Annotated in this window: 18 protein-coding genes; 15 read left to right on the top strand and 3 right to left on the bottom strand. The window is 62.3% G+C overall.

Annotated elements, in window-relative coordinates; genetic code table 11:
- Positions 1-656 precede the first annotated feature (656 nt).
- The 5 genes from AUJ55_02200 (at position 657) to AUJ55_02180 (ending at position 8,041) form a co-directional block, all read left to right on the top strand.
- Positions 657-2,069: an anion transporter gene (locus AUJ55_02200; protein OIO60538.1), complete on the top strand. Its 1,413-nt coding sequence runs from the start codon at positions 657-659 to the stop codon at positions 2,067-2,069.
- A gap of 31 nt (positions 2,070-2,100) precedes the next feature.
- Positions 2,101-3,033 (top strand): hypothetical protein, encoded by a 933-nt coding sequence (locus tag AUJ55_02195; GenBank protein ID OIO60537.1) that lies wholly within the window; start codon positions 2,101-2,103, stop codon positions 3,031-3,033.
- A 275-nt stretch (positions 3,034-3,308) separates the two neighbouring features.
- Positions 3,309-5,102 carry a sodium-independent anion transporter gene (locus AUJ55_02190; GenBank protein OIO60536.1) on the top strand — a complete coding sequence of 598 codons (1,794 nt, stop codon included), beginning with the start codon at positions 3,309-3,311 and terminating at the stop codon, positions 5,100-5,102.
- A 610-nt stretch (positions 5,103-5,712) separates the two neighbouring features.
- Positions 5,713-6,963 (top strand): transcription termination factor Rho, encoded by a 1,251-nt coding sequence (locus tag AUJ55_02185; GenBank protein OIO60540.1) that lies wholly within the window; start codon positions 5,713-5,715, stop codon positions 6,961-6,963.
- An 88-nt stretch (positions 6,964-7,051) separates the two neighbouring features.
- A complete protein-coding gene (locus AUJ55_02180; GenBank protein OIO60535.1) occupies positions 7,052-8,041 on the top strand; it encodes a hypothetical protein in 990 nt (329 codons plus the stop codon).
- Positions 8,042-8,158: 117 nt separating this feature from the next.
- Here the strand turns inward: AUJ55_02180 and AUJ55_02175 are convergent, their stop codons facing one another.
- Positions 8,159-9,514 (bottom strand): TrpB-like pyridoxal-phosphate dependent enzyme, encoded by a 1,356-nt coding sequence (locus AUJ55_02175; protein OIO60534.1) that lies wholly within the window; start codon positions 9,512-9,514, stop codon positions 8,159-8,161.
- A gap of 475 nt (positions 9,515-9,989) precedes the next feature.
- Positions 9,990-10,727, bottom strand: a complete 738-nt coding sequence (locus AUJ55_02170; GenBank protein ID OIO60533.1) for a hypothetical protein — start codon at positions 10,725-10,727, stop codon at positions 9,990-9,992.
- A 37-nt stretch (positions 10,728-10,764) separates the two neighbouring features.
- Here AUJ55_02170 and AUJ55_02165 point away from each other — a divergent pair, with 37 nt between their 5' ends.
- The 3 genes from AUJ55_02165 to AUJ55_02155 are packed head-to-tail and all read left to right on the top strand — an operon-like array spanning position 10,765 to position 13,325.
- Positions 10,765-12,228, top strand: coding sequence for a hypothetical protein (locus tag AUJ55_02165; protein ID OIO60532.1), 1,464 nt, complete (start codon positions 10,765-10,767; stop codon positions 12,226-12,228).
- Complete coding sequence (locus AUJ55_02160; protein OIO60531.1) at positions 12,216-12,869, top strand: hypothetical protein; 654 nt, start codon at positions 12,216-12,218, stop codon at positions 12,867-12,869. The genes AUJ55_02165 and AUJ55_02160 overlap by 13 nt, the downstream gene beginning before the upstream one ends.
- 12 nt (positions 12,870-12,881) lie before the next feature.
- On the top strand, positions 12,882-13,325 hold the full coding sequence (locus tag AUJ55_02155; GenBank protein OIO60530.1) for a hypothetical protein: 444 nt from the start codon (positions 12,882-12,884) through the stop codon (positions 13,323-13,325).
- 197 nt (positions 13,326-13,522) lie between these two features.
- Here the strand turns inward: AUJ55_02155 and AUJ55_02150 are convergent, their stop codons facing one another.
- Positions 13,523-15,967: a hypothetical protein gene (locus AUJ55_02150; GenBank protein OIO60539.1), complete on the bottom strand. Its 2,445-nt coding sequence runs from the start codon at positions 15,965-15,967 to the stop codon at positions 13,523-13,525.
- 440 nt (positions 15,968-16,407) lie between these two features.
- Between AUJ55_02150 and AUJ55_02145 the strand changes: the two genes are divergently transcribed.
- From AUJ55_02145 to AUJ55_02115, 7 genes are all read left to right on the top strand, one after another.
- Positions 16,408-17,901 (top strand): hypothetical protein, encoded by a 1,494-nt coding sequence (locus tag AUJ55_02145; GenBank protein OIO60529.1) that lies wholly within the window; start codon positions 16,408-16,410, stop codon positions 17,899-17,901.
- A gap of 64 nt (positions 17,902-17,965) precedes the next feature.
- A complete protein-coding gene (locus AUJ55_02140) occupies positions 17,966-21,016 on the top strand; it encodes a hypothetical protein (GenBank protein ID OIO60528.1) in 3,051 nt (1,016 codons plus the stop codon).
- A 177-nt stretch (positions 21,017-21,193) separates the two neighbouring features.
- The gene (locus AUJ55_02135; GenBank protein ID OIO60527.1) at positions 21,194-21,730 is read left to right on the top strand and encodes a hypothetical protein; all 537 of its coding nucleotides are present in this window, start codon (positions 21,194-21,196) and stop codon (positions 21,728-21,730) included.
- A gap of 31 nt (positions 21,731-21,761) precedes the next feature.
- Positions 21,762-22,325: a hypothetical protein gene (locus AUJ55_02130; GenBank protein ID OIO60526.1), complete on the top strand. Its 564-nt coding sequence runs from the start codon at positions 21,762-21,764 to the stop codon at positions 22,323-22,325.
- A gap of 201 nt (positions 22,326-22,526) precedes the next feature.
- Positions 22,527-23,129, top strand: a complete 603-nt coding sequence (locus tag AUJ55_02125; protein ID OIO60525.1) for a hypothetical protein — start codon at positions 22,527-22,529, stop codon at positions 23,127-23,129.
- A gap of 356 nt (positions 23,130-23,485) precedes the next feature.
- On the top strand, positions 23,486-25,066 hold the full coding sequence (locus AUJ55_02120) for a hypothetical protein (protein ID OIO60524.1): 1,581 nt from the start codon (positions 23,486-23,488) through the stop codon (positions 25,064-25,066).
- Positions 25,067-25,070: 4 nt separating this feature from the next.
- Positions 25,071-26,333, top strand: a complete 1,263-nt coding sequence (locus AUJ55_02115; GenBank protein OIO60523.1) for a sodium:proton antiporter — start codon at positions 25,071-25,073, stop codon at positions 26,331-26,333.
- Positions 26,334-26,403: the final 70 nt, after the last annotated feature.

The following is a 26,403-nucleotide window of genomic DNA, read 5'->3' as shown; positions in this document are numbered from 1 at the left end:
CGCCAGTAATTTTTTAACGTGTGCCACCGCTGCCGTGGCATCGATGCGGTTGATGGTCACCGGGGTTCACCTCGTATCGGTTGTCGTGAGGCGATGATAACACCGGTTTTTGGGGTCGATTTTTCGTGCCGTAAAGCCGCCACACAGCCCTGAAGAGCCCCGCAACACCCCCCCGTAGTGGCCGCTACATCGGCGAGGGTTAGGGCGCCTTATGGGGCACAGGAAACACCCTTTTGAGCGGCGCCCGGCAGATTAAGGCGAGGACTGGATTTTCTTGAAAAAACCTTGTCAAGTGTTTTTTTGGGGGTGGGGCTGAATAGTTACTCGGGATTTAAAGAAATGCTGATTAAATGCATCTTGTTTTGAATCGGCGACGCCTGGCAAAAGCCAAAAGTAGGCGCCTGAGGCGACGTGGTTTTTGCTTCGCTTTCAAAATCAGCAGAGCTTCGGCGACGGGGTCGCCTCCTACGACAGCGCACCATTTTGGTGCCCATCCCTGGGTCACGAGGAAGCGCTAATCAATCAGCGCTTCCTTAACCCCCCGATAAAGGGATCTTGGGTCGCCCCGAAATCGGTAAGGAATACCATCCCCCGCTGTCGGGCGGGGTCGGACGTTTTCAGGGCTTCGCGGCAGATCCTCTTGCGGGGGCGTTTCGATGCTGGCCTTTATCTGGGACAAAAAGTGGCTCTGGGTCGCCTTGCTGATTGGCTACGGCTTGATCGCCATGCCGACCCCGGAGGGGTTGTCCCCCGAGGGGCAACGGGTACTGGCGATGTCGGTGGTCGCCACCGTCATCTTCGTCACCGAGCCGATCCCCCTGCCCACCGTGGCGTTGTTGATCGCGGTGGCCGAGGTTTTTTTGCTCGGGGTCTCATCGAAAGAGGTCAGCCGCTCGTTTATGAGCGACTCGGTCTTTTTCATCATGGGCTCCCTGATGCTGGCGGTTGCTCTGGTCAAGCAGGGGCTCGATAAACGGATTGCGCTGGCGATCATCAAGGTAACCGGCACCAAGCTGGTCTGGATCTCGACGGGGATCTCCCTGGTGTCGGCGCTCTTGGCCTCGTTCATCGGCGAACACACCGTGGCCGCCATGATGTTGCCTGTGGCGCTGTCGCTGATCTCCCTTTCGGGGGAGGACCCCAAAAAAATCCGCAACGTCGCGGCGATCTTGCTGTTTTCGATCAGCTACGGCTGCTCCATCGCCGGGATCGGCACCCCCTCGGGCGGGGCGCGCAACGCCATCATGATCGGCTATTGGGCCGACTTCTTCGGTCACGACAACCCCCTGTATAACATCTCCTACCTCGACTGGATGGCCTACGCCTATCCCATGATCTTCTTGCAGCTTCCTTTTCTGACGGTGCTGCTCTTCATGACCTTCAAGCCCGAGATGCGCGATTTGAGCACCTCGGTAGGTCGCCTGAAGGAGGAGGTTGCCAAGGAGGGGCCGCTGCGGGGCAAGCACTACCTGGCCATTGCCCTGTTCGCCATCGTGCTGGTCGGCTGGATCACCCTGTCGGAGCGGTACGGCATGGGGACCATCGCCATCCTCGGGGCGGCGGTCTACCTGATCTTCGGATTAGTGCGCTGGGAGGACTACAACTCCGGGGTGAACTGGGGGGTGGTGCTGCTGTATGCCGCCGCCATCTCGCTGGGGCTGCAAATGATGAGTACCGGCGGCGCCGCCTGGGTGGCCCAGGCCTTCCTCGGAGCGCTGGCGCCGTTCGGGTTTGACCACGGGATGGGGTTGTGGCTGGCGGTCATTCTGCTCACCACCCTGGTGACCAACACCATGAGCAACGGGGCGGCGGTGGCGATTCTTGGCCCCATCGTCCTCAACATGGCGGTGGGGGCGGGGGAGTCGCCCCTGGTGATCGGCTATCTGACCGCCATCGCCTCCGCCTTTGCCTACCTCACCGTGGTGGGGACCCCCGCCTGCACCATCGTTTATTCAAGCGGCTACCTCAAAACCACCGATTTCCTCAAAATGGGATGGAAGATGGTGATTATGTCGACCGTCGTCATGATGTTGTTCGCCAAACTCTATTGGCCCCTGCTGGGGGTTTGATGCCACACGACGTGCGCGCCGAGGTATTCCGATGAGCGAAACCACACCCTTCAAACTGCTGATCTGCATCGACGGCTCCGAGGAGGCGCTACGCGGCATGCGCTACGGCGCCAAGCTCGGCGGTGGGGTCGACGCCGAGATCACCATCATGTTTGTGCGGCGTTCCGACGACGCCTTTGCCTCCGAGGGGCAAACGATGCGTCCGGTGCGGGAAAACATGCTGGGTTGGGGGGTCGAGCTGCCCGGCATGCGCTTTTTGGAGGAGGCGCGCCGCACCCTGATCGAATACGGCTGGATGCAAGAAAACTGGGCTCACCAAGAGGCGCAGCGAGAATTCAACGGCGATCCGCTCGGGGAGTTCCAGGTCTGTTACAAGAGCCCCGAGGGGCATTGCATCCGACTCAAACTCAAGACCGGACGCAACATTGCCGAGGTGGTGCTGGGTGAGGCGGTGGCTGAGGGGTACGACCTGGTGATCCTGGGGGCGACCGGGCAGCGCAGGGGTTTGTCGAAATTCCTGATGTCGTCGGTGGCGCAAAAGGTGGTGATCCATGCCCCCTGCTCGGTGCTGGTCGCCCGGGAGCTGGAGGAGGGGCACGGCCACCTCATCGGCATCGACGGCAGCGACAAGGCTTATGAGGCGATGATTAAAGACGCCACCGTGGCGCTGCGCTGCAAGTGCCCGGTGTCGCTGATCTCGGTGGCGGCCAACGAAGGGGATGTCGACAAAGCCCAGGCCATCGTCGACGAGGGGCGCCGCCGCATGGAGGAGGCGGGGTTGGAGGTGCTTGAAACCCTGACCGCCGTCGGCCATCCGGTCGAGGAATTGGTCAAGTTGGGGCGGGCCTACTCGGTGATCGTTCTGGCAGCCGAAACCAACAAAGGGCTGGGCCGCTTCTTCATGGGGGGGACCGCCTTCAACGTGGTCCAGATGGCCGAAAACTCGGTCATGGTGGTGCGCTGAGGATGTTTGGGGAAGGAGGGTGCGCTGCGGATCCACTGTAGGAGCGGACCCCGTCCGCGAATCGATGAACCCGAAAGGGTCGGGTCGGCAAGTCGTAGGGTGAATCGGCGCGGCGCATCCGCCATTGCGGGCATTGCGACGAACAACAAGCAGGCCCCACTCCGCATCCGAACAACCGTTTTGACAGCGAAGCCTCTACCGTCCAACCGGCTTCGCTCGGTGGCAGCATTGCATAAGTTGCCATCAATCCCTTCTATGGGCGCGACGTATCGTTCATGAGTCATCCCGATTTTCACCCGTGGCTTAAGCCATGGACGCCGTTCCTGCGCTGGCTTCCCGAAACCCGCAAGACCTGGAAAGCCGATTTTATTGCCGGTCTCACCGGGGCGGTGGTGGTGCTGCCGCAGGGGGTCGCCTTTGCCGTCATCGCCGGCATGCCCCCCGAATACGGCCTCTACGCCGGGATGGTTCCGGCGATCATCGCCGCCTTCTTCGGCTCGTCGCGCTTATTGGTTTCGGGGCCGACCACCGCCGCTTCGATTGTGCTGTTTTCCTCGCTCTCCGCCTTTGCCGAACCGGGAAGTGCCCAATACGTCACCCTGGCGCTGACCCTGACCTTCATGGTTGGGGTAATCGAACTGGTACTCGGGCTCGCTCGGGCCGGGACGCTGGTCAACTTCATCTCCCATTCGGTGGTGGTGGGGTTCACGGCGGGGGCGGCGGTGTGGATCGCCGCCAAGCAGATCAAGAATTTTTTCGGCATTGATATCCCACGGGACGCCGATCTGGTCGAGGTCTTCCAGCTCACCGTTGCGGGATTGCCGCACGTGAACCCTTACATCACGGCGGTGGGGGCGGCGACCCTGATTTCGGGGGTGTTGGTCAAGAAGCTCTGGCCCAAGCTCCCCTTCCTGCTGGTGGCAATGGTGGTTGGCAGCTTGGTGTCGCTCCTGCTCAATCGGATGTACGGCTTCGACGTCACCGGCATCGTCACGGTCGGCGCCCTACCCGACACCCTACCGCCACTGTCGGCCCCCGACCTGAGCCTGGCCACCATCAAAGAGCTGGCCCCGGCCGCCTTGGCGGTGACCCTGTTCGCCTTGACCGAGGCGGTTTCGATTGGGCGGTCGCTGGCGCAGCGCACCGGACAGCGGATCGACGGCAACCAGGAGTTCATCGGTCAGGGACTCTCCAACCTGGCGGGTTCCTTCTTCTCGGGCTATGTGGCCACCGGCTCGTTCAACCGCAGCGGCATCAACTACTCAGCGGGGGCCAAAACCCCGCTGGCGGCGATCTTTGCCGGGCTGCTGCTGATGATGATCGTGGTGATGGTCGCGCCGCTGGCCGCCTATCTGCCCAAGGCGGCGATGGGGGGGCTGCTCTTTTTGGTCGCTTACGGACTGATTGATTTCAAAGAGATCAAACACATCCTGCACGCCAGCCGCCCCGAAACCGCGATCATGGCGACCACCTTCTTCAGCGCCCTGTTTTTAGAGTTGGAGTTCGCGATCTTCCTCGGGGTGATGCTCTCGCTGCTGCTCTACCTCAATCGCACTTCGCGCCCCCAGGTGTTGCTACGGGTTCCCGATCCCGTAACCCGTAAATTCACCACCAACCCCTACCTGCCCCAGTGCCCCCAGTTCGGCATCGTGCGCATCGACGGCTCCCTCTACTTTGGGGCGGTCAACCATGTGGAGGAGCAGCTCGCCAAGGTGAGCGCTCTGCTGCCGGGCCAGACCAAAACCATGGTGGTTTGTCAGGGGATCAACCATGTCGATGTCTCGGGGGTCGACGTGTTGACCCGTCTGGCCGAGGAGCGGCGCAAGGCGGGTGGCGATCTCTACCTCTACGACGTTAAGCCGCAGGTAATGGATTTGTTGCGCAAGAGCGGCGCCCTGAAGGCGATTGGGGAGGACCACGTCTTCGATTCCAAAACCGGCGCCCTGGCCGCTATCGTGCCCAACCTCGATCTGAACATCTGCGCCGCCTGCCCCCATTCGGTCTTTGGGGAGTGTACGGGGAATAAACAATCCACCTCATCCAGGGGGGGACAACCCGAGGCGGGGTAACCTGTGTCCAGAAGAGTCCACCAGGGAAGGGGGAAACGGATGCCACCGGACCCCGACCGGACCGGCAAAGTCCGGTTGACAACCCGAGTGACCAAGGACTAGCGTTCCCACCTCCTCGCTGGGACGTCGCGGGGAAGGAAGCCTTCAGGAATCCTGCCGATACCCGTTCCCCTTTTTGAATTGGCCGCTCGACCACCGGATCTTGCCGGGTGCTCGCGGCATCCACGATAGGTTCCCCGTTCCCGCCCCAGTTCCAGTTCGATTGCTGGAATCATTCCCTTCGCATCGCACCACACTCGGGTTTTGTGCCCGAATCGTATGCCGTAGCGCCTCTCCTCAAGTTCGACCAGTCAAAGGGTACCGGATGTCATCCACGTCTAGCGGGTCCGAAGAGCAGTTCGACGATACCGATTCCGAAGCCGCCTCTGAATCCTCCTCCACCTCCAGCCTCGAAGGGGATGGAGGTTCCCTCCCGATGGTACCGTCGCTCAAGCGGCGGGGGGTGGGGAGCAACGGCAACGGCACCTCTTCGGAAGGGGGCGAGACGGGCCGATTGGCCCGCGCCAGCCGTCGCCCTCCCCGGCCCACCGCCCCCCCCGCCGGTCCCGAAATCAACCTCAACGACCTCAAGCGCACCCCGATCACCGAGCTGGGGGCGTTGGCCCGCAATTACAAGATCGAGGGGGCCTCGGGGATGCGGCGCCAGGATCTGGTCTACGAGGTGCTGCGGGTGCACTCGCGCAACCACGGCTCGATTCAGGCCGAAGGGGTGCTTGAGATCGTGCAAGAGGGGTACGGTTTTTTGCGCGCCCCCGACGCCAGTTACCTGGCCGGGCCCGACGATATCTATGTGTCGCCCTCGCAGATCCGCCGTTTCAACCTCAAGACTGGCGACACCGTCACCGGCAAGATCCGCCCGCCCAAAGAGGGGGAGCGTTATTTTGCACTGCTCAAGGTCGAGGCGATTAACTTCCGCTCGGTCGAAAAGGCGCGCGAGCGGGTCCACTTCGACGATCTGACCCCCCTGTACCCCGACGAGCGGCTCAGCCTTGAATACGAAGTGGGACCGATCACCACCCGGGTCATCGACCTGGCCGCCCCCATCGGCAAAGGGCAGCGCGGCTTGATCGTCGCCCCCCCCCGCACCGGTAAGACGGTGCTGCTGCAAGAAATCGCCCACGCCATCACCACCAACCATCCGGAGATCTTCCTGATCGTGTTGCTCATCGACGAGCGGCCCGAGGAGGTGACCGACATGGCCCGTTCGGTGAAGGGGGAGGTGGTCTCCTCGACCTTCGACGAACCGGCCACCCGGCACGTTCAGGTCGCCGAGATGGTGATCGAGAAGGCCAAGCGGTTGGTGGAGTGTGGTGTCGATGTGGTCATTCTGCTCGATTCGATCACCCGTCTGGCCCGCGCCTACAACACGGTGGTTCCCGCCTCGGGCAAGATCCTCACCGGTGGTGTCGACGCCCACGCCCTGCACAAACCCAAACGCTTCTTCGGTGCGGCCCGCAACATCGAGGAGGGGGGGAGTCTGACCATCCTGGCCACCGCCCTGATCGACACCGGCTCGCGCATGGATGAGGTCATCTTCGAAGAATTCAAGGGGACCGGTAACCAAGAGGTGGTGCTCGACCGCAAACTGGCCGACAAGCGGATCTTCCCCGCCATCGACATCGCCAAGTCGGGTACCCGCAAAGAGGAGTTGCTGGTCTCCCCGGCCCATCTGCAAAAAATGTGGGTGCTGCGCAAGATCCTGCACGACATGGGGGCGATCGGGGCGATGGAGTTCCTGCTTGACAAGCTTTCGGGCACGAAGAACAACGACGACTTCTTCGACAGCATGGCCCAGCGTTGACCTGGACGGCTCAATCCATTAAAAAAACGGGCTTTTTCAACAAGCCCGTCTCTGATTTTACAATCCCGGAACCCAAGAGGAACGGTTGATGATTTTCCGTCGCATTGCTGTGGTCGGAGCCTCCGGCTTCGTCGGTCGCCACCTGCTCTCGGAACTGGTCAACAACGGCATCAAGGTCCGTGCGATCAGCCGTCGCCCCGATTTGGTCAAACGTCAATCCCTGTATTTGGGGCTGGTCGATTGGTGCCACGGCAATGTGGTCACCGGCGAAGGGTTGGCCGAGGCCTTTGCTGGGGTCGATGCGGTGATCAACCTGTCTGGTGCCCTGGTCGATTCCAAGCGCAACCACCTCGACAAGGTGAACGCCATGGGGCCAGCCAACATTGTGGCAGCCATGCGCCAAACCGGGGTGAAGCGGCTGGTGCACGTTTCGGCACTTGGGGCCGACAGCAACTCCGAAAGCCGCTATTTCCAATCCAAAGGGATGGGGGAGCGGGCCGCTCTGGTTGACGATCTCGACGTTACCGTTCTGCGCCCCTCCCTGATTTTCGGTAGCGGCGACAGCACCATCACCCGTTTTGCCCGTATGGCCCGCATGCTGCCGGTAATGCCGATGATCGGTTGCGGCACGGTCAAGATGCAGCCGATCTGGGCCGAGGATGTGGTCACCCCGATGATCCAATGCCTCGATCAGCGCAAGACCTTCGGCCAGACCTATGATCTGGGTGGCCCCGAGGTCTTCACCATGCGTCAAATCCTGACCATGACCATGGCGGCGGCCATCGGCAAACAGCGTCCGATCCTCCCCATTCCCCTCGGCATGGCCGATCTGCTGGCCGGGGCGGTTTCGTTCCTGCCCGGCAAGATCCTCACCAGCGAGATGGTCGATGGGGCGCGGGTGGATTCCGTTTGTTCCGACAACGCCATGACCTCGGTCTTCGGTCTCAAACCTCGCGGCATGACCTGGGTGCTGCCGACCTACATCGGCCAGTTCGACCCCTACCATCGTGACCGCATGCTGCACGCCCTCGATCAGCATGAGGTCAAAGAGCTGGGGTTGGATCGCACCAAAGCTTGACCCGCTTGGTTTTAGGCAAGAAAACAAAAAAGCCCCCGGATCGCTCCGGGGGCTTTTTTGTTTTTTGGGGGGGGAAGCTGGACCAGCGAAAGCTGGAGCCACCAGCGCAACCGATCTTTACCCCCCCACTTTGGGCAAATGGTTCAACGACTCGGCAATCGCCTCGGCAGGGTATTCGAAATCCTCAAGCTCCCCTGCGAAGTAACGGTCGTATGAGGACATATCGAAGTGGCCGTGCCCCGATAGGTTGAAGAGCAGGGTTTTGGGCTCGCCGCTCTGCTTGCAGCGCAGCGCTTCGTCAATGCAGGCGCGGATGGCGTGGCACGACTCGGGGGCGGGGATGATCCCCTCGGTGCGGGCGAACTGCACCCCCGCTTCGAAGGTGGCCAGTTGCGGCACCGCCACCGCCTCAATGAGCTTTTCGTGGTAGAGCTGAGACACCAGGGGGGAGTCGCCGTGGTAGCGCAGTCCCCCTGCGTGGATGCCGGGCGGCATGAAGTCGTGCCCGAGGGTGTACATCTGCATCAGCGGAGTGAAGCCGGAGGCGTCGCCGTAGTCGTAGGCATAGACCCCCTTGGTCAGGGTCGGACACGAGGTCGGCTCGACCGCCACCAGCCGCACCTGTTTCCCCGCCGCTTTGTCGGCCAAGAAGGGAAAGCCGATCCCCGCGAAATTCGAGCCGCCGCCGCAGGGGGCGAAGATCATGTCGGGGTAGGCGCCGATCTTTTCGAACTGCTTCTTGGCCTCCAGCCCAATGACGGTTTGGTGCAGCAGCACATGGTTGAGCACCGAACCGAGCGAGTAATTGGTGTCGGCCCGTCCCGCCGCCTCCTCCACCGCCTCTGAGATGGCGATGCCCAAAGAGCCTTGGTTGTCGGGATCCTTTTCGAGGATGGCGCGGCCGGTTTGGGTCATGTTGCTGGGGCTGGCGAACACTTCGGCCCCCCAGGTTTGCATCATCGAGCGGCGGTAGGGTTTTTGGTGGTAACTCACCTTAACCATATAGACCCGCACGTCGACCCCGAAAAGCTGACCGGCAAAGGCGATCGAGCTGCCCCACTGCCCGGCGCCGGTCTCGGTGGTCAGACGGTGGATCCCCGCCTGTTTGTTGTAGTAGGCCTGGGGGATCGAGGTATTGGGTTTGTGCGAGCCTGAAGGGGATACCCCCTCGTATTTGAAGTAGATCTTGGCCGGGGTCCCGAGCGCACGTTCCAGCCGCACCGCCCGCATCAAAGGGGTGGGACGCCAGATCTTGTAGGCCTCGCGCACCGGCTCGGGGATGGGGATCCAGCGCTCGGCGCTCATCTCTTGCTCAAGCAGGTTACCGGGGAAGATCGCCAGCATCTGCTCGGGGCTGACCGGGTTGCCGTCCGGCCCCAGCGGCGGGCTGGGGGGATTGGGCATGTCGGCCACCACGTTGTACCAGTGGCTGGGGATTTCGTTTTCGTCGAGGGTCACACGGGTCACGGTCATCGGCGGTCTCCTTGCAGGCCAATCGAAAGGAAGCTACGGGACAACGCAAAAGCCAGTGTTCAACATCCTGCTTGGGTTTGGGGGTGCGAACAAGTCGGCCCCGTTGTTCTAGGAGTCTGTCGGGCTTGAGATCGTCCTACTGCGCCGGCGGGTAATCGGTCCAAATTTCCCCGGTTTTTCGTCACATAGCCACCACTATGATCCTCAAAACCGTGAAAATTTGGCCTCGATTCCCCACTCAGCTCGCTACGGACGCTCAAGCCCGACAGACTCCTAGGAGCCGCCTGCGTAGCGTTTTCCTAAGGAAGCGCTGATTAAAGGCATCCTGTCTTGAATCAGCGACGCTTGCCAAAAACCAAAAGCAGAGCTTCGGCGACGGGGTCGCCTCCTACTTACGTTCCTGATTTTGGCGGCCCATCCCTGGGCTGCTCGGAAGCGCGATTCAATCAGCGCTTCCACTAAGGGTGGATGAGCGCTACCGCCAATCCCCCCGTAGCGCTTGGGCCAGTGCCACCACAGCCAGCGCGGCGGTTTCCATCCGCAGGATGCGCGGCCCCAGGCTCAGCAGATGGGCGCCGCGACCACTCAAGTCGGCCACCTCTTCGGGATCCCACCCCCCCTCCGGACCAATGGCGATTTGCAGCGGACCTGTGGGGATGTCGGCGAGCAGTTGCTCCATCGGGCGCCCCCCGCGCTCAAAGGCGACCAGGGTGGGGATGCTCAAATCGAGGCGGCTGGGGGTGATGGGGGGGGCGATCTCGGGGATGACGGTGCGCTCCGACTGTTCGGCCGCCTCCATGACGATGGCCTGCCAGCGCTCCAGTTTGCGTTCCTCTTTTTGGCCCGCCTCGATCTTCACCTGAGTACGGCGGGTCAGCAGGGGAACGATGCGGGTGACCCCCGCCTCGGTCGCCTTTTGCAGCACCCAGTCGAAGCGATCCCCTTTGCCGATGGCGCAGGCCAAGGTCAGATCGAGGGGCGATTCGGGATTGCGCCCGGTCGGGGTGCCGATGTGGGCCGTGGCGGGGGGCAAAAAGGTCGCCTCCCACTCGCCGCCGCAGCCATCGAACACCACCAGCGCCGCCCCCTCTTCCAGCCGCAGCACCCGGGCCAGGTAATGGCTCTGCTCCTTGCTCAAGGGCAGGCTAGCGCCGGTCAGGGTTGGGTCGGTCGTGGCCCCGCTGTCGGGGGGCAGGTAAAGTCTCGGGATCATTTCAGGTTCCTGATTATTCGTGGGAGAAGCCAAAAGCATGGAACAACCAAACGGTCCGGCAAAGGGGCAAACGTGGGCGCAGCCACCCGGCGCCCGGTGGGGGCGGATCGCCTTGCTGCTGCTGGCCGCCTGGGTTTGGGGCTGGGCTTGGGTGGCGCCTGTGGCGCCCCATTTGGCCGCCACCATGCAGGCGGTGGGGCAGGCGGGGATCGTCCCCCATCCCCAGGCGCAGGCGGTCGAGGCGATCCCGGTCTGGGGCGCCGCCCTGCTGCCGGCCCTGGCTTGGCTCCCCTGGCTGATGCTTATTGCGGGGCTGACGGGGTGGCTGCCGCGCTGGGGACGAGGGCTGGCGGCGCTGCTTGCGCTGCTGCTTTGCGGTTTGGCCGGTCAAGGTTGGGGGGGGTGGTGGGGTGGCGCCATCGCCGCCGGAGCGATCCTCATCCCCGCCCCCTTTCACGGGTTTGGCAATCGTCGCGGAGCGCTGGCCGGATTGGCGGTGGGCCTTGCGCTGCTGTCCGCCCTGCCCCAGGGCTCGACCGCGCTGTGGGGGCGCGATGTGCTGCTCGGTTTGCCGGGGGGGGCGGCGCTGGTCGATGGCTACTACCGTGTCTCCCCCTTGGCCAGCCGCCCTTTTGAACCGCTGATCGACCACGGTCAGCCGGTGGGCGCCTGGATCGCCCCTGAGCCAATCCCCCGAGCGCTGACCCCCCTGCTGCGCGGCATCGGGGTGGCGGTGATCGTCGATGCATCCGGCACTATGGGTGACTTCACCATCGCTCCGGCGCCGGCGGAGGGCAAAGGGTGGCTCATCGGCAATCGGGCAGGTTCGGGGGAGCAGATCCGACTGGAGGTTTCGGTGCTGGGGCGCGACGCCTGGCTGCACGCCATCCAAACCCTTTCGGCTCAAAGCGATACAAAAAACAGCGTTCGCCAACTGCTGGGGTGGGGACTTTTGCTCGGTTGGGGGGTGCTAGGTTTGATGGGGTTGGTTTGGCTGGGGGGGCGATCGGTCGCCCATTGGGGGATGCGCCCCGTGGGGGTGACGGGCAGCGGTGGTTTGGCACTGCTGCTGATCGCCAGCGGCGCGGCGCCCCCCCCCGCAGGGGATGTGTGGGAAAACCTAAACGCGGATTCTGGCGGCGGCTGGCAGCGGATCGCCCTGGCGAGAAAGCTGGCCGAAGAGGTGGCCGATGGGCGGGCGCTCACCATGCAGCAATGGCAAACCTGGCTGGGCGACACCTCGGCCCCGGTGCGGCTTTACGGGGCCAAGGGGGCGGCCGAAAGCGGTCGTCGCGATCTGTTGGCGCTGCTGCTCCCTATGCTCGCCCCCGATCGAGAACCGGCCCTGATCGTTTCGTGCAAGGTGGCCGACGCCATGGTCCGCATCCCCGGCGATGTCGGGGCCGGGGTGCTCGACACGTTGGTGCGTTCCGAGATCTTCCCCTGGTATTTGCAGGGGTACGCCTACCGGGCGCTGCGCCAGCGGGGGTGGACGCCGTGACGATCCCCACCGATTTGAAAAAGGGGCTGCTGCTGCTGGCGGTGCTGGTGGGAATCGAAGCCAGTCTGGGCAGCTGGATTCCGGGCAAGCTTGAGATCGGCGACGAGCAGGCGTTGAGTCAGTCGGCCTGGGTATTGGGGGTGCGATGCATCGATTTGCTCGTCATCCGCTGGATCTGGGGGGGGTGGCCGGTCGGAACGGGCGACTGGCGTTTGGCGCTACGCCGCATCGCCCCGTGGGTTTTTGGGCTGGGGTGGCTTGGCATTGCCGTCATTGGGGTGGGGCTGACCTTCAATCTGCGCGACATCCCGACCTATTTGCCCGAGGTCTCGGGGCTGGGCTGGGTTTTGTTCCTCCCCTTGGCGGTTCTGGTCGGCCCCTGGGTGGAGGAGCTTCTCTTTCGCGGGGCGCTGCAACCGGCCCTGGCCCAGGTGCTGGGGGGACGTTGGGCGGTGGTGGTGACCGCCCTGGTTTTTGCTGCCGCCCACCTGCCGACCCAAGAGGTGCCGCTGATTCCCCTGATTGGGGGGCTGCTGCTGGGCTGGGTAATGCTGCGGGCGGGGCACGTGATGGCCCCCTTTGTACTGCATGCCGGAGCCAATGCCGGTTTGATGTTGGCCGGCTTTCTTCTTTTCGATTGACGCAGGTTTGCCATGTCCGACCCCGCCCTTTCGATGCTCGCCCGCAGCCGCACCATCGCCGTGGTCGGGCTCTCCCCCAAACCCGACCGGATCAGCCATCAGGTGGCGGCTCGGATGCAGCGCTGGGGCTGGCGTTTGATCCCGATCTACCCGAGGGGGGATCAAATCCTGGGGGAACCGGTGCTGCGCGATGTGGATGAACTGCCCGAGGGGGTCGATCTGCTCAACGTGTTTTTGGGGGAGGATAAAATCGCCCCGGTGGTGGCGCGGGCGCTCGAACGGGGGGTGAAGGGGGTTTGGGTGCAGCCCGGAGCGCGAAGCCCCGAGGCTATGGCGATGTGCCGGGCGGCGGGGGTGGACTATGTCGAAAACCGCTGCATCAAGGTCGATGCGGGCTATTTCATCCGCGAGGGGGTGTTGCGCCCTCCAGGCGCGTCGATCGATCGATCGGATTAAGTCCCTTCGTCCCACTCTCCATGGTAGCGGTGGCAGCCGGTACAGTCGCCGTAATGTCCAAAACGTACCCGGTTGTCGTGCCGCCGTTCAGCCCACGGGCCGGGGTGAAGGCAACCGCTACGGCCACGGCCAGCAGGGTCCGTTGTAAGTGGCGGAAGCGTCGGTGGCTCAGGATCGATCCATCCATGGCGCTTTCCTCAGCGGGGCCGACGCAGCCGGTCGAGCAGGGCTTCGGGGCGGGTACGCAGGGCCGCTCCGGTGGGGCAGAAGCGGACGCAGGAGGGGCCTCCGGCGATGTTGCGGCACATGTCGCACTTCACCGCGAGCTTGTTTTTTTCTCCCACCATCCCCAGGCCCGATTCGGGGTGGAGATCGTCCTGTTTTTGCAAAAAGAGCAGCCGGTGCCAGAGCCGACGGGAGTTTTTGCTCCAGCCCCGGATCTTGGGCAGAAAACCCTCGGGGGGCGCAGGGGCCTCCTCGATGATGCGAATGACCCCGTGGGGGCAGTTGCTCTCGCACTGACCGCAGCCGATGCACTGGGCGGCGTCGATCCAGACCTCGCCCCCTTTTTCTCGGTGGATGGCGTCGGGGGGGCATTCGGCCATGCAATGGGGGTGTTCGCAGTGGCGGCAGGAGATCGGCAGATGCAGGTTGCCCACCGTGCTGCCCGAATCGCGCTTGAGCCGGGAAACCCCGCCGTGCATCCGGGCGCAGGCGGTTTCGCAGTTGCCGCAGCGCACGCACAGCGACGCGTCGATGGTCAAGATGTCGGTCCCCTCGCCGATCCCCTGGGCAATCAAAAACCGGATGGCGTCGCTGGCATTGTCTGTGTTGTTTTTGCTGTCGGCGGCCAGCCGCTCCCGATAGGTCTTGTAGACCTGGCGCTTGAGGTCGGGGAACAGCTCGCCGAGCTGGTGGAAGTGTTCGCTGTCGATGCGGACCGTCTCGGTGGCGACCGCCGCCCGTACCGTGGCGGTACGGGGGACTTTCCCCAGTAGGGCGATCTCCCCCATGTAGCTGCCTGCCTGCAAGTAGGCCTGCACGATGTTTTTCCCTCCGACCCGGCGCTCGACCGTGACCGATCCGCGCCGGATCAGATGCATACAGTCGCCGTCGTCCCCTTCGGCGTAGATGGTTTGGCCGGGGCGGTAATGCTCGATGCGCATCTTGTCGAGCAGGGGGGCGAAACGATCATCGCCGAGGGAAACCCCGAACATGCGGTGGATCTGCCGCACGATGAAGGCCCGGTCGAGGGCCCGCTGCACCGCCTCGGAGGAGGTGATCAATTTGAGCATCGAACGGCGAGAGGTCTCGATCAGGACGCTGGTGGTTTGGGCGACCACGGTGGCGTTGCGCCGTCGTCCCGAGATCAGCCCCATCTCCCCGAAGAAGTCGCCCGCGTTGAGAAAAACCCTGCGCCCCGGATCGTTCGGGTCGATCAGCACCGCCATCGAGCCCGAGACGATCGACCAGAAGGTGTTGGAATAGTCGCCGGCGTGGAAGGCTGGCTCCCCCGGTTTGAGGGTGTGGACGATGCTTTTGGCCAGCAGCTCGCGCATTTGCAGATGGGTCAATCCGGCGAAGAGGGGGATCATCCGGCGGGTCTTGTCGATGAAGGCGTCGACCGTCGACTCGACGTGGCCCGCCGTGAGTTTTTCGAGCAGCAGCGGCTCGTCGGTGGGGGGGAGCGGGTTGCCGGCAATCGCCTCGACCACCTCGTAACCCTGGTTGAGCGCCTGCTTGATGAGGGGGTATCCCGCCAAGGCTCCGACGATGTAGAGCCCCGGCACGTTTGATTCCAGGGTGGGGCTCAGCTCGGGCAGGGCGGTGGCGTCGGCGCCGTGGAAGCGAATGCCTATGCTCTCAAGAAACCGTCGGGGGGGAATCGCGCCAAGCCGCGCGATGATGGCCGAGCAGGGGAGAACGGCGTTGCCCTTGGCTGTTTCGATGTGAACCGTTCCGGGCGCGATCTCCTTAGGATTTGAATCGAGCATGACGTAGAGCAGCCCTTGCACGGCGGCCTGCTCCAACGCCTGGAGGTTGCCCGTCTTGGCCCGGGCGAACTCGCTGCCCCGGTAGCAAAGGGTGACCCGGTTGTGGGGAATCAGGGCCAGTGCGGTTTCGATGGCCGAATCGCCCCCCCCGATCACCAGGATGTCCTGGTCTTGAAATGACTGGGGATCGTCGAGCCGGTATTGGATGTGGGGGAGATGGGCGCCGGGAATGGTCAGTTTGCGCTGGTTGCCTTGCAGGCCGATGGCCAGCACCACCTTGTCGGCGAGCAGTTCGTCGCCCCCCTCCAACGCAATGTGAAAGCCCCCCCCCTCCCGCGGCGCGATGGCACGGACCTCGGCATTAAAACGGATGTGGACCCCCAGCTTGTCGGCCTGCCAGCGCCAGCTCTCCAGCACGATCTCTTTGCGTCCTGCCTCGAAGAGAAAGTCGGAGCGCAGCGGCAACCGTTCGGGGGTCGCCATGACCGGTTTGCCCGCCTGGAAGCTTTGTAGCGTGTCGGCCAGATGTCCCTGGCGTTCGAGCACCACATGGCTCATGCCGCGGGCGGCGGCGCGGGCGGCGGCGCTCAACCCGCCGGGGCCAGAACCGACGATGGCGATGTCGACGTGCGGCAATTCCGATGCCATGGGCAAGACCTGAGCGAACATGGAAGGAAACAAGAAAAGCGATGGGATCGGTCTTCGATGGAGCTACGGCCGGGATCATCACGATTCGGTATGGTTTTGTAAGGAAACGTCGTGTTAGGCATCACGTCGTGTGACGTAGGATGGATGCCTCAATCGACTCTTCTCAATCCAGAAAAAGACCTCGTCTCTTTCCGGGGTTACTCCGTAGGGTCATATAAGGTAAGGGTTTTCGTGGTCGGCCCACATGGCCCTTGCCCGTCCGCGCGTCTCAAAGCAGCAACGGCAGAGGTTGTCTGTGGGTTAGATGGACTACACGCCGTTACCATCAACATGGTTTGATATATCGCAAGTGTATTATGGAAACGACCGTCGGACGCGCATGGGGTGTCGATAAGTGCAATACACCCAATAAAACCAACAACCATAAAGGGGCGGAGTGTATGTCGGTACGGAACGTGGCAGTGATCGGTGGCGGGGTTAGCGGCCTAGGGGTGGCCTACTTCTTAAATCAGAAAGGGGTCAACGTTACGGTCTACGAGGCGGTTCACCATGTGGGAGGCAATTGCAGAACCGTGCCGGTCCCCAGCGTTGGGCAGGCCATACCGGGTGGAACCAATCCATGGTTCAAGCGGTGGGTCGACCTCGGGGTCAACGATTTCAACAAGAACAGTTATACCGAAATCGTCGGGATGCTCGATAGGCTGGGCGTCCCTTATGCCCCCCTGGAAGACACCATCAGCTTCTTCGGCGTCGGCAATGGAGGCACCATCCCAGGCAGCGGTTACACCATGGATACCACGTGGGCCAACATCATTCCCGCGACCATTCAGGCCGGGAACAATCAATTTGCCGCCTATGTGAGCGCCAATATCAACGAGTTCCTTCAGCCGAGCGGGAAGTTCTTCAACGCCACGATGGGGCAGTTCTTGTCGGATCCCACCGTCTCGGCCAACTACCCCGAACTCAGATTCGGCTCCGATTTCGTCAACTACAACCTGTTCCCGCACATCAACGCCATGTACTTCGCGACCGGCATCGCGCCCTCCGATATGCCGGCGCGGATGGTCATCCATTATTTCAATCTACAAGAGGGATACGGGACGGGACGGGGCGCCGACCGAATGTATTGGGTCAATGGCGCCCACAGCTGGATTGCGGCGTTGGCGCAAGATTTGACCGACAAAGGGGTGCGGATCTTCACCGGCACCAAGGCTCAGTTCGAGTACACCGGGGGGGGCGTCGTCGTTACGACGGACGGGAATTCCCCCGGCGGGACGTTCGATGCCGTGGTTTTGGGGGTTCAGGCGTGGCAATTGCGGTCGATCTTCGCCAATCAAAGAGCCGTTCCCCCTTACATCGACGAAATTGTCAACGCAATCACCTACTCCAGCGACGAGGTCGTGGTGCATGCCAGCACGGGCGAGCTCCCTGCCAACGTCAGTGCGTGGCGTACCTACAACGTCAACATGTACGACCATCCCAACCAGGGCCAGCCCTATCGGATGAGCTACGTCGTCAACCGGCATCAGAACGATTCGGCCAGCAAGAATCCCATCATCAACAACGCCAACGATCCCCTCTATTTTTGCACCCTGAACCCCCGGAATCCCATTCCGCCCGATGCGTATCTGTTGGGGCCCCAAAGTTCGTTTCTGCCGCCCGGATGCACGATGTTCAACTTCTACCACACCATATTGGGGATGCGGGCCCAGTATTGTCAGGATGTGACGATTCCTGGCGTTCAGGGCCAGAACCGAGTGTGGCTGGTCGGTGGATATACCTGCGGAACCGGTTTGCAGGAGGAGTGCTGGGAAGCTGCCCGCAACATTGCCACCAAAATGCTCAATCCCGCCCATGAGTTTGACCACATCTACAACAGGGAAAAAAGCGGACGGGAAGGTATTCCGCAATACATCCGCAAGCGCTTGCAGTAAGCCTCTTCTGCGGCGGCGGGAATTCCGCCGCCGCGTTCGCGCAACGTCAGGTATGAACACTTCCATGGATATGACGCACTCGATCGGTCGCGTTGGGTTCAGCGATCAACAGGAGTCCTTTCAAGCGGGTTATGAGGCAGCCAGGCAAGCCTCGACTCGGGGGCAGGACGTTCCCGATTGGCATCTGGCGATCCTGATTTCTACCTCCCGCCACGATCCGGCCCTTTTACGCGATGGGGTTCGGGCCGTGGTCGGAGCTGCGTGTACCGTGGTCGGCGGCTACGGTGTTGGCGTCATCACCAACACCGATCTCGCCTACGACGGCTTCCAGGTTGGCGTGCTCCTGGTTTCTTTCTCGTCGCCATCCAAATTCGATGTGTTGTTGGCACGGGGTTTGGCCGACAACGAGACCGAAGTCGGTCGCCAACTCGGCGCCGCCATTCGCGACGGGGGCTACGAAGAAGACCCCTCGGTCATCCTCCTGTACGACTCGGTCAATCGTCTGAAGGGTTCTTTTCAGATGAACATGGCCACCTACCTGCTTGCGGGGATCTACCGCGAACTCGCCTCTTGGCCCCGGCTGGTTGGGGCGGGCTTGGTGGGCGACATGCAGTGCCGGGAGACATACCAATGGCATGGCGACGAAGTCTTGCAGCAAAGCGCTATGGCCTTGGTTTTTTCGGGCGCGCTGCGTATCGACTCCACCGTCATGCACGGTTGCCGTCCCGCCAGCAGCTACCACCGCATCACCAAGACCGAGGGCAACGTCGTGCTCGAAATCGACGGCGTTCCGGCGTTGGACAAAATCGCCGACCTCCTTGGGCGGGAATCGGGCAAAACCTGGAAGGACTACAGTTTTTTCGTCACCTTTGGGGTCAATCGCGGCGAGAAATTCGGTCCGTTTGACGAGGACCGTTACGCCAACCGTTTGTGCATGGGGGTCGACGAAAAGCGCAAAGGTTTGGTGATGTTCGAACCGGATCTGATGCCGGGTTCGGAGATCCAGTTGATGCGCCGCGATCTCGATTTCGGCTACATCGGCGAGAAGGTCGCCCATCTGTTGGCGGGATTGGGGGGGCGCAAACCGATTTTTGCCTTTTACATCGATTGCGCGGGGCGTGCCGCCTCCTACTCGGGGTTCGACAAAGAGGAGGCGGTGGAGGTCCAAAAGGCCCTGGGGGAGATCCCGCTGCTGGGCTTCTACTCCGGGGTCGAGATCGGCGAGATTGCCGGAGTGCCAACCCCCCTGGATTGGACCGGGGTGTTGGCGATCGTCAGCGAGGCGGTCGTCGAAGAGGCGCCCCCACAGGTCGATGCCGTTGCGACGGCGGCGCGTACCGAAGAGGTCAGGGCATCCGCGGCGGTTGCCGACATCCCCGGCGACGCCTCCGAGGGGCAATTGCGGGCGCTTGTCGCCAACGCCCAGACGCAGGTGGGGGAGCTGAGCAAGGCGGTCGACTATTACGCCGCCTTGACCGACGAGCTGGCGGGATTGAACGTCCGGCACGACTCCAACATCACGGTCTTGAACAACGAACTGCGATTGAAACGGCAGGGTTTCGCGGTTCTCGCCAATCTTCAAGCCAAGATCCACACCCGCCAGACGTTCGAGGATTTGTGCCTCTCCACGATCCACGAAATCAACGCTACGTTGAACATGGATCGCACCGTCGTGCTGGTCCGGGAGGGGGATCAGTACCGAGCGGTGTTCTGGAACGGCTTTGTCCTGGATGAGCACGATATCCTCAGGGGGGCCAGCATCGAGCACGATCCCGCCTGGATGGAGGAGGGCCATCTTCTGGCCAACCGCAGGGGGGGGAAAGCGGCAATGGCCCTGGCGATCAAGGAGCGTATCCCCATCCCCTTTTTCGTGGGCGTACCCATTCGCGAGGGCGACCGAACGATCGGTTTGCTGTTGTCGGGGCGTCTCAAGGAGGCCAAGCCCTTTTTCCCTCCCCTCGAATCGGGGGATATCGACACCTTCTTGGCGATATCGGGGTTTCTGTCGGCCACCCATCAGCTCAATCGCCAACGCGAAAACCTAGAGGAGCTCAATCGAACCTTGGAGCAGAAGGTGCGGGAGCGAACCGCCGACCTGCGCGAGGCCTTGGATCAGTTGGAGGTCAAGAATCGGTTCATCAAAAGGATCTTCGGACGCTACATGTCCAACGAGGTGGTGGAGCAGATCCTAGAGGCGCCTGAGGGATTGGATCTGGGTGGGAAGACCCTCTCGGTTTCGGTGATGTTCACCGACTTGCGGGGTTTCTCGGCGATTTCGGAAGCCCTGTCGGCCGAGACCGTGGTCGAGATGTTGAATCTGTATCTGAAAGAGATGACCGAGGTGATCTTCAAGTATTCGGGGACTATCAACGAGTTCATGGGCGATGGGATTCTGATCCTCTTCGGAGCCCCCACCATGCGGCAGGACGATGCCGATCGCGCGGTGGCTTGCGCCCTGGAGATGCAACTGGCGATGTCGCGGGTCAATGCCCTGAACCGGGAGCGTGGCTACCCCGAGCTGTCGATGGGCATCGGCATCCATACCGGCAACGTGGTCGCCGGCAATATCGGGTCCGACATGCGCACGAAGTACGCGGTGGTGGGGCGAAATGTCAACCTCACCGCGAGGGTGGAGTCGTACACCGTGGGGGGGCAGGTTCTCGTGACTCAAGCCACCAGGGATGCCGTCTCCTCTCAATTGGAGGCGGCGGCTTCGTTCAGTGCACCTTTCAAAGGGATCGCGGAGCCGGTGACGATGTACGAGATATCGGGGATCTCGGGGGCTTTCAATGTTCGGCTTCCACCAAGGAAGGTGGTTTTTAAATCGTTGATCTCTCCCCTCGCGATTCGCTACGAACCCCTTAGCGGCAAGACCTCGGCGGGTGAATTTCTGCCAGGAAACCTGTGCGCATTGGCGGCGAAAGACTGCGTCCTGGAGCTCCCCTCGGCGTTCGAGGTTCGCGCCAACATCAAATTCTTCTTGGAATCCAACCCCTCTCCCGACGAGGCGGTGTACGCCAAGGTCATGCGGTTGGGCGAGGATGGTCGGATTGAGGTCAATTTGACCCATATTCCCCAAGCGATCCAGAAGGTGTTCGCCGCGTTGTTGGAATGAAAGCCTGTCGGACTTGAGCCCCCGTGGCGGCGCCGATGCGACGAACGAGGACAAGAGGGGCGGGCGCTATGCCGCCCGGTGGCCGACCCCAAATCGGGGCTGCTGCCGGAGGCGGCCGATGTGCAGTTGAGTTAAAGACGGATATTCATCGCGTGTTTCACACAGAAAGGAGAAAGCATGAACGTGTCGGAGAAAATCAACGGAATCGAGGTGTCCCAGGTTAAGGGTTTGATCGAGGCGGTGCGGTGCGACGGGTTGAAGGGGCAAACAAGTTGGCGGGCGGAATCGGTATGGCGGGGGGGGTTCGACTGCGGGACCACGATCCGTCAGCACACTTTGTCGATGGATGAACCCAACGCATTGGGCGGGAGCGACTCGGCGCCCAATATGGTGGAGGTCGTTTTAGGTGCTTACGGGTCGTGTTTGATCGTCGGCTATACCCTCAATGCCTCTCTGGCAGGCATCGTCATCGACGATCTGCGGGTCGAAATCGACGGCGATTTGGATCTGGCGGGCTTCTTGGACATCGATCCCAACGTTCCGGCCGGTTTCAGCAACATCACGGCAAAGGTTTATCTGCGCTCCAATGCCGATCCAAAACGTGTGGAAGAGCTCCACGAAAAGGTGGTTCGCACCTCTCCGGTCGGATCCATCCTGAAATTGCCGTTGAACGTATCGACCCAACTGCTGGCCGTTCAGGCAGTACCTTCATAATTATGTTTTCAACAAACAGGGGAGAAGAGACATGTTCGAAGCAACGAATGGCGTCAACATGGGGAACATCGGTCAATTGGTCGAGGCCGTCAAAGCGGATAAAGGGCTTGGAAAGGTCCGGTTTTTCGCGGAGTCCCAGTGGAAAAACGGGACCAAAACCGAGGTCAGTATTTCGAAGATCACAGCCGGTGGTCAGAACATCGCCCGTCCGGACCGCCAGTTCACTTTGACCGTTGACGAGCCGCCCCAGTTGGGAGGCACGGACGAGGCACCCAATCCCGTCGAGTACCTGGCGGCCGGGTTATGCGGCTGTCTGACGGCGGGGATCGCGACCAACGCCGCCCTGTTCAACACCAAGTTGCAGGGGATCGAGGTGTCGGTCGAGTTGGACTGCGACATCAACGGTGTGCTGGGTTTGGACGATGCTGTTCCCAACGGCTGCAATCGTCTTCACTACACTGTGAAACTGACCGGCTCCGACGGCGAAGAGAAAATGATCGCCTCGAAGGAGGTGCTGGATCGCAAGTCGCCCGTGCTCAACACCCTGGTCAATACCTTGAATGCAACCACCAAGGCCATGGCCGAAATGGGGTAAGCGGGACGTGCCCCGAACGGAACGGCGAAGGGAACTGGGGGCAAGGCGTTCGATCGCCTTGCCCCTTGTTTTTTGAGGTGGTTTGGGGGTGCGGCAGGGCGAGCGAGCGATCCCATGCCATTTGGGCCCATTGCGGGGATAATCCCTCGACATGGTTCGGCGCCTTCATCGTGGCGCGGCGTTCGATGACCGGATGTGTACATGCCTACCGCTATCCACCTGCTCGACCTCTTCGGCACCGTCGTCTTCGCCCTGACCGGGGCGCTGCGGGCGGTTACCCACAAACTCGATCTGCTCGGCGCCGTGGTGCTGGCGGTGGTCACCGCCCTGGGGGGCGGCATGATGCGCGACGCCCTGCTGGGGCGGCATCCCCCAGCCGCCTTTGCCGACCAGACCTACCTGATTCTGGCGGTGCTGACCGGAACGCTCACCTTTTTTTGGGGGCGGCGCCTGGACGAGCAGGAGGGGTGGCTGATCGGTTTCGACGCCCTGGGGTTGGGGGTTTTTACCGCCGTGGGGGCGGCGGTGGCCGATCAGGCGGGGCTCGGTTGGGTCGGGATTCTCTTCATTGCCACCCTGACCGGCACAGGGGGCGGGGTGCTGCGGGCGATGATGGTCCGCGAGATCCCCTTTATTCTGAAAAAAGAGGTTTACGCCTCGGCCTGCCTGGCGGGGGCGGCGGTCTACCTGCTGCTGGCCGATGGGGGACTGGGGATGGCATGGCTGATGTGGGGGACGATTGTGACCACGACCGGCTTGCGGGTGGTGACCTGGCGGTACGACATCCATTTGCCGAGGGCTTAAGGAAGCGCCGATCAAATCAGCGCTTCCCAGGAGCCAGTCGGATTTGAGCGTCCGTAGCGAGTTGAGTGGGGAATCGAGGTCGGTTTTTCGCCTTTTTGAGGATCTGAGTTGCGACGATGTGACGAAAAAGGGCGAGAAAATGGAGTGATTGACCGCCGACGTACGACGGCATGGATGCAGGAGGTCGCGCGACGCAGGAGCCGTCGCCGAGTAGGACAGCATCAAGTTCGACAGGCTCTTGGTCTACCAAGACGGCGATGAGGCAGCCCCCCCCGCTCCTCCAAATCCCCTCATGCTGCTAGGATCCCGCCAGTGGGCCATCGGCCCTCCCACTACTCCCCAACGGGCGAGGGTATATGCATCCTAGGATTCTCTTCGGGGTCAGCGGTCTGTGTTTGATGTTCTTCGCGATGACCATGATCCCCAGTCTGCTGCTGGGTTGGCTGGATGACGACGGCACCTTTGTCCCCTTTCTAATCTCAATGTCGATCACCCTGATCGGCGGGGCGACGCTGGCCCACTTCTTCTTTCAGCGCGGCGCCGAGTTGACCCACCGCGATGGCTTTATGTTGGTCGCCCTGATTTGGGGCATCCTCTCGGTTGCAGGGAGCCTACCGTTCTACCTCGCCCATACCGCAGGGGTGGTCGATGCCCTGTTCGAGTCGGTTTCGGGATTAACCACCACCGGGGCGACCGTCCTCTCGGGGCTGGATCAACTCCCCCGCGCAATCAACTTCTGGCGCTGCATGGAGCAATGGCTGGGGGGGATGGGGATCATCGTGCTGGCGGTGGCGATCCTCCCCCTGCTCGGCATCGGCGGCATGCAGCTCTTCAAGGCCGAGATGCCGGGGGTCAAAAAAGACAAGATCGGCTCGCGCATCGCCGCCACCGCCAAGATCCTGTGGATGATCTACCTCGGCCTGACCCTGGCCGAAGCGGGGCTACTCATGGCCCTGGGTGTGGGATGGTTTGATGCCATCTGCCATGCCTTCACCACGGTGTCGCTGGGGGGCTTTTCGACCCACGACGCCTCGGTAGGCTACTTCGACAACCCCTGGATCCACTGGCTGCTGGTCGCTTTTATGGTTCTGGCCGGCATCAGCTTCGCCCAGCACTTCATGACCTTCCGGGTCGAAACGGTGCCGGTCCGTATTCAGCGGGGGCGGCGCCGGGTGTGGCTGCAATTCCTCGCCTTCATCGTCCCCCGCTGGGTCAAACACAACCCGACCCACGATCGGCAAGGGGTCATCCGCTACATCTACATTCCCGGTTTGCGCTTCGCCCACTATTGGCAGAGTTTGGAATTCCGGGTCTACATCCTCCTGCTGGCCTCCTTGGTCGCCATCGCCACCCTGTGGCTCTGGAACTCCGGGGTGGAATGGCATCTGGCGATGCGCCAAGCGGCGCTCAACGTGGTCTCTTTGGCGACCACCACCGGTTACGCCTCCACCGATTTCAGCACCTGGCCCTCCCTCATTCTCCTCTTGATGGTCTGTTCCAGCTTCGTCGGCGGGATGGCCGGTTCGACGTCGGGGGGGATGAAGGTTTTGCGACTGGTGCTGATTGTCAAACAGGGGCTGATGGAGATCCGGCGGGTCATCCATCCCCGCGCCCTGATCACGGTGCGGGTGGAAGGGCGGGTGCTCGACAACGCTCTGGTGCAGGGGGTATGGGGGTTCTACGCCCTGTTTATTTCGGCCTTTTTGATCATTGCCGCCCTGGTGGCGGCCAGCGGCGCCGACCTCATCACCGCGGTCACCGCCTCCTCGGCTTGCCTGACCAACGCCGCCGTTGGGCTGGGCGACGTGGGGCCGGCGGGCAATTACGCCGGTTTCGAACCCTTTGCCAAACTGGCGCTGATGGTGGGAATGGTGCTGGGGCGGCTTGAGATCTTCACCCTGGTGGTCTTGCTCAACCGCGATTTCTGGCGGGGTTGATGGCATGCATTTGATCGATCTGTTGGCGCTGCTGGTGGTCCTTTCGGCCCTGTTCGGCTACCTCAACCATCGCTGGCTCCAGCTCCCCACCACCATCGGCTTGATGGCCCTGTCGCTGGGGATGTCGCTGCTGCTGATAGCGGTGGGCCATTGGTGGCCGGGGGGGCGGGAGGCGGCCGCAGCGATGCTGCGGGGGATCGATTTCGACACCTTCTTGCTGCAAGGGATGCTCAGCTTCTTGCTCTTCGCCGGCGCCCTGCACGTCAATTTGGACGACCTGTACAAGCAGCGCTGGGTGGTCTCGGTCCTGGCCACGGTGGGGGTGCTCCTCTCGACCGTACTGGTCGGCCTGCTCACGTGGTGGGTCCTCGGTCTGCTCGGCATTGGCATCCCATTGATCTACTGCCTGCTCTTCGGGGCGCTGATCTCCCCCACCGATCCCATCGCGGTGCTCGGCATCCTCAAAACAGCAAACGCCCCCAAATCGCTTGAGATCAAAATCGCTGGGGAGTCGCTCTTCAACGACGGGGTCGGGGTGGTGGTTTTTGTGATCCTGCTGGGTGTGGCCAGCGGCGGTCACGAGGCGACGGTGGGGGGGGTGGCGATGTTGCTGGTCGAGGAGGCGCTGGGGGGGATCGTCCTGGGATTGCTTCTGGGCTGGGTTACCTTTGTGCTACTGCGCAGCGTCGACGAATACAAGGTCGAGGTGATGTTGACCCTGGCGCTGACCATGGGGGGGTATTCCCTGGCCACGGCGCTGCATACCTCCGGCCCCATCGCCATCGTGGTGGCGGGGCTGTTCATCGGCAACCACGGGCGGGCGCTGGCGATGTCCGACACCACCCGCGAAAACCTCGACCGCTTTTGGGAGCTGATGGACGAGGCGCTCAACGGGGTGCTGTTTGTGTTGATCGGCCTGGAGATGCTGCTGGTCGCCGTGACCTCGGCCCACCTGCTGGCGGTGGCGCTGTTGATTCCGGCGGTGTTGCTGGCCCGCTGGATCAGCGTCGGCATCCCCATCGGCTTGATGGGCCGCTGGCGCCGCTTCACCCCCAAGGCGGTGCAGGTGCTCACCTGGGGGGGGCTGCGGGGCGGGATTTCGGTGGCGCTGGCGCTGTCGCTCCCCCCCGGCCCCGAGCGCGACACGATTTTGGCCATCACCTACGGCATCGTGGTCTTCTCGATTTTGGTGCAGGGGCTGACGGTGGGCCGGTTGGTCCGCTCGATCCCCGGCAGTCCGGTCGATTTGCCGCTGGCGCGGCATTGAGTTTCGTGGCGTAAAAAGGTGGATGCGCTGCGCTTATCCACCCTACCCCGCCGCATGTAGGGTGGATAAG

The organism is Proteobacteria bacterium CG1_02_64_396, from assembly GCA_001872725.1.
Taxonomy (GTDB): Bacteria; Pseudomonadota; MNWR01; order CG1-02-64-396; family CG1-02-64-396; genus CG1-02-64-396.
This window is presented reverse-complemented; position numbering and strand designations above follow the sequence as displayed.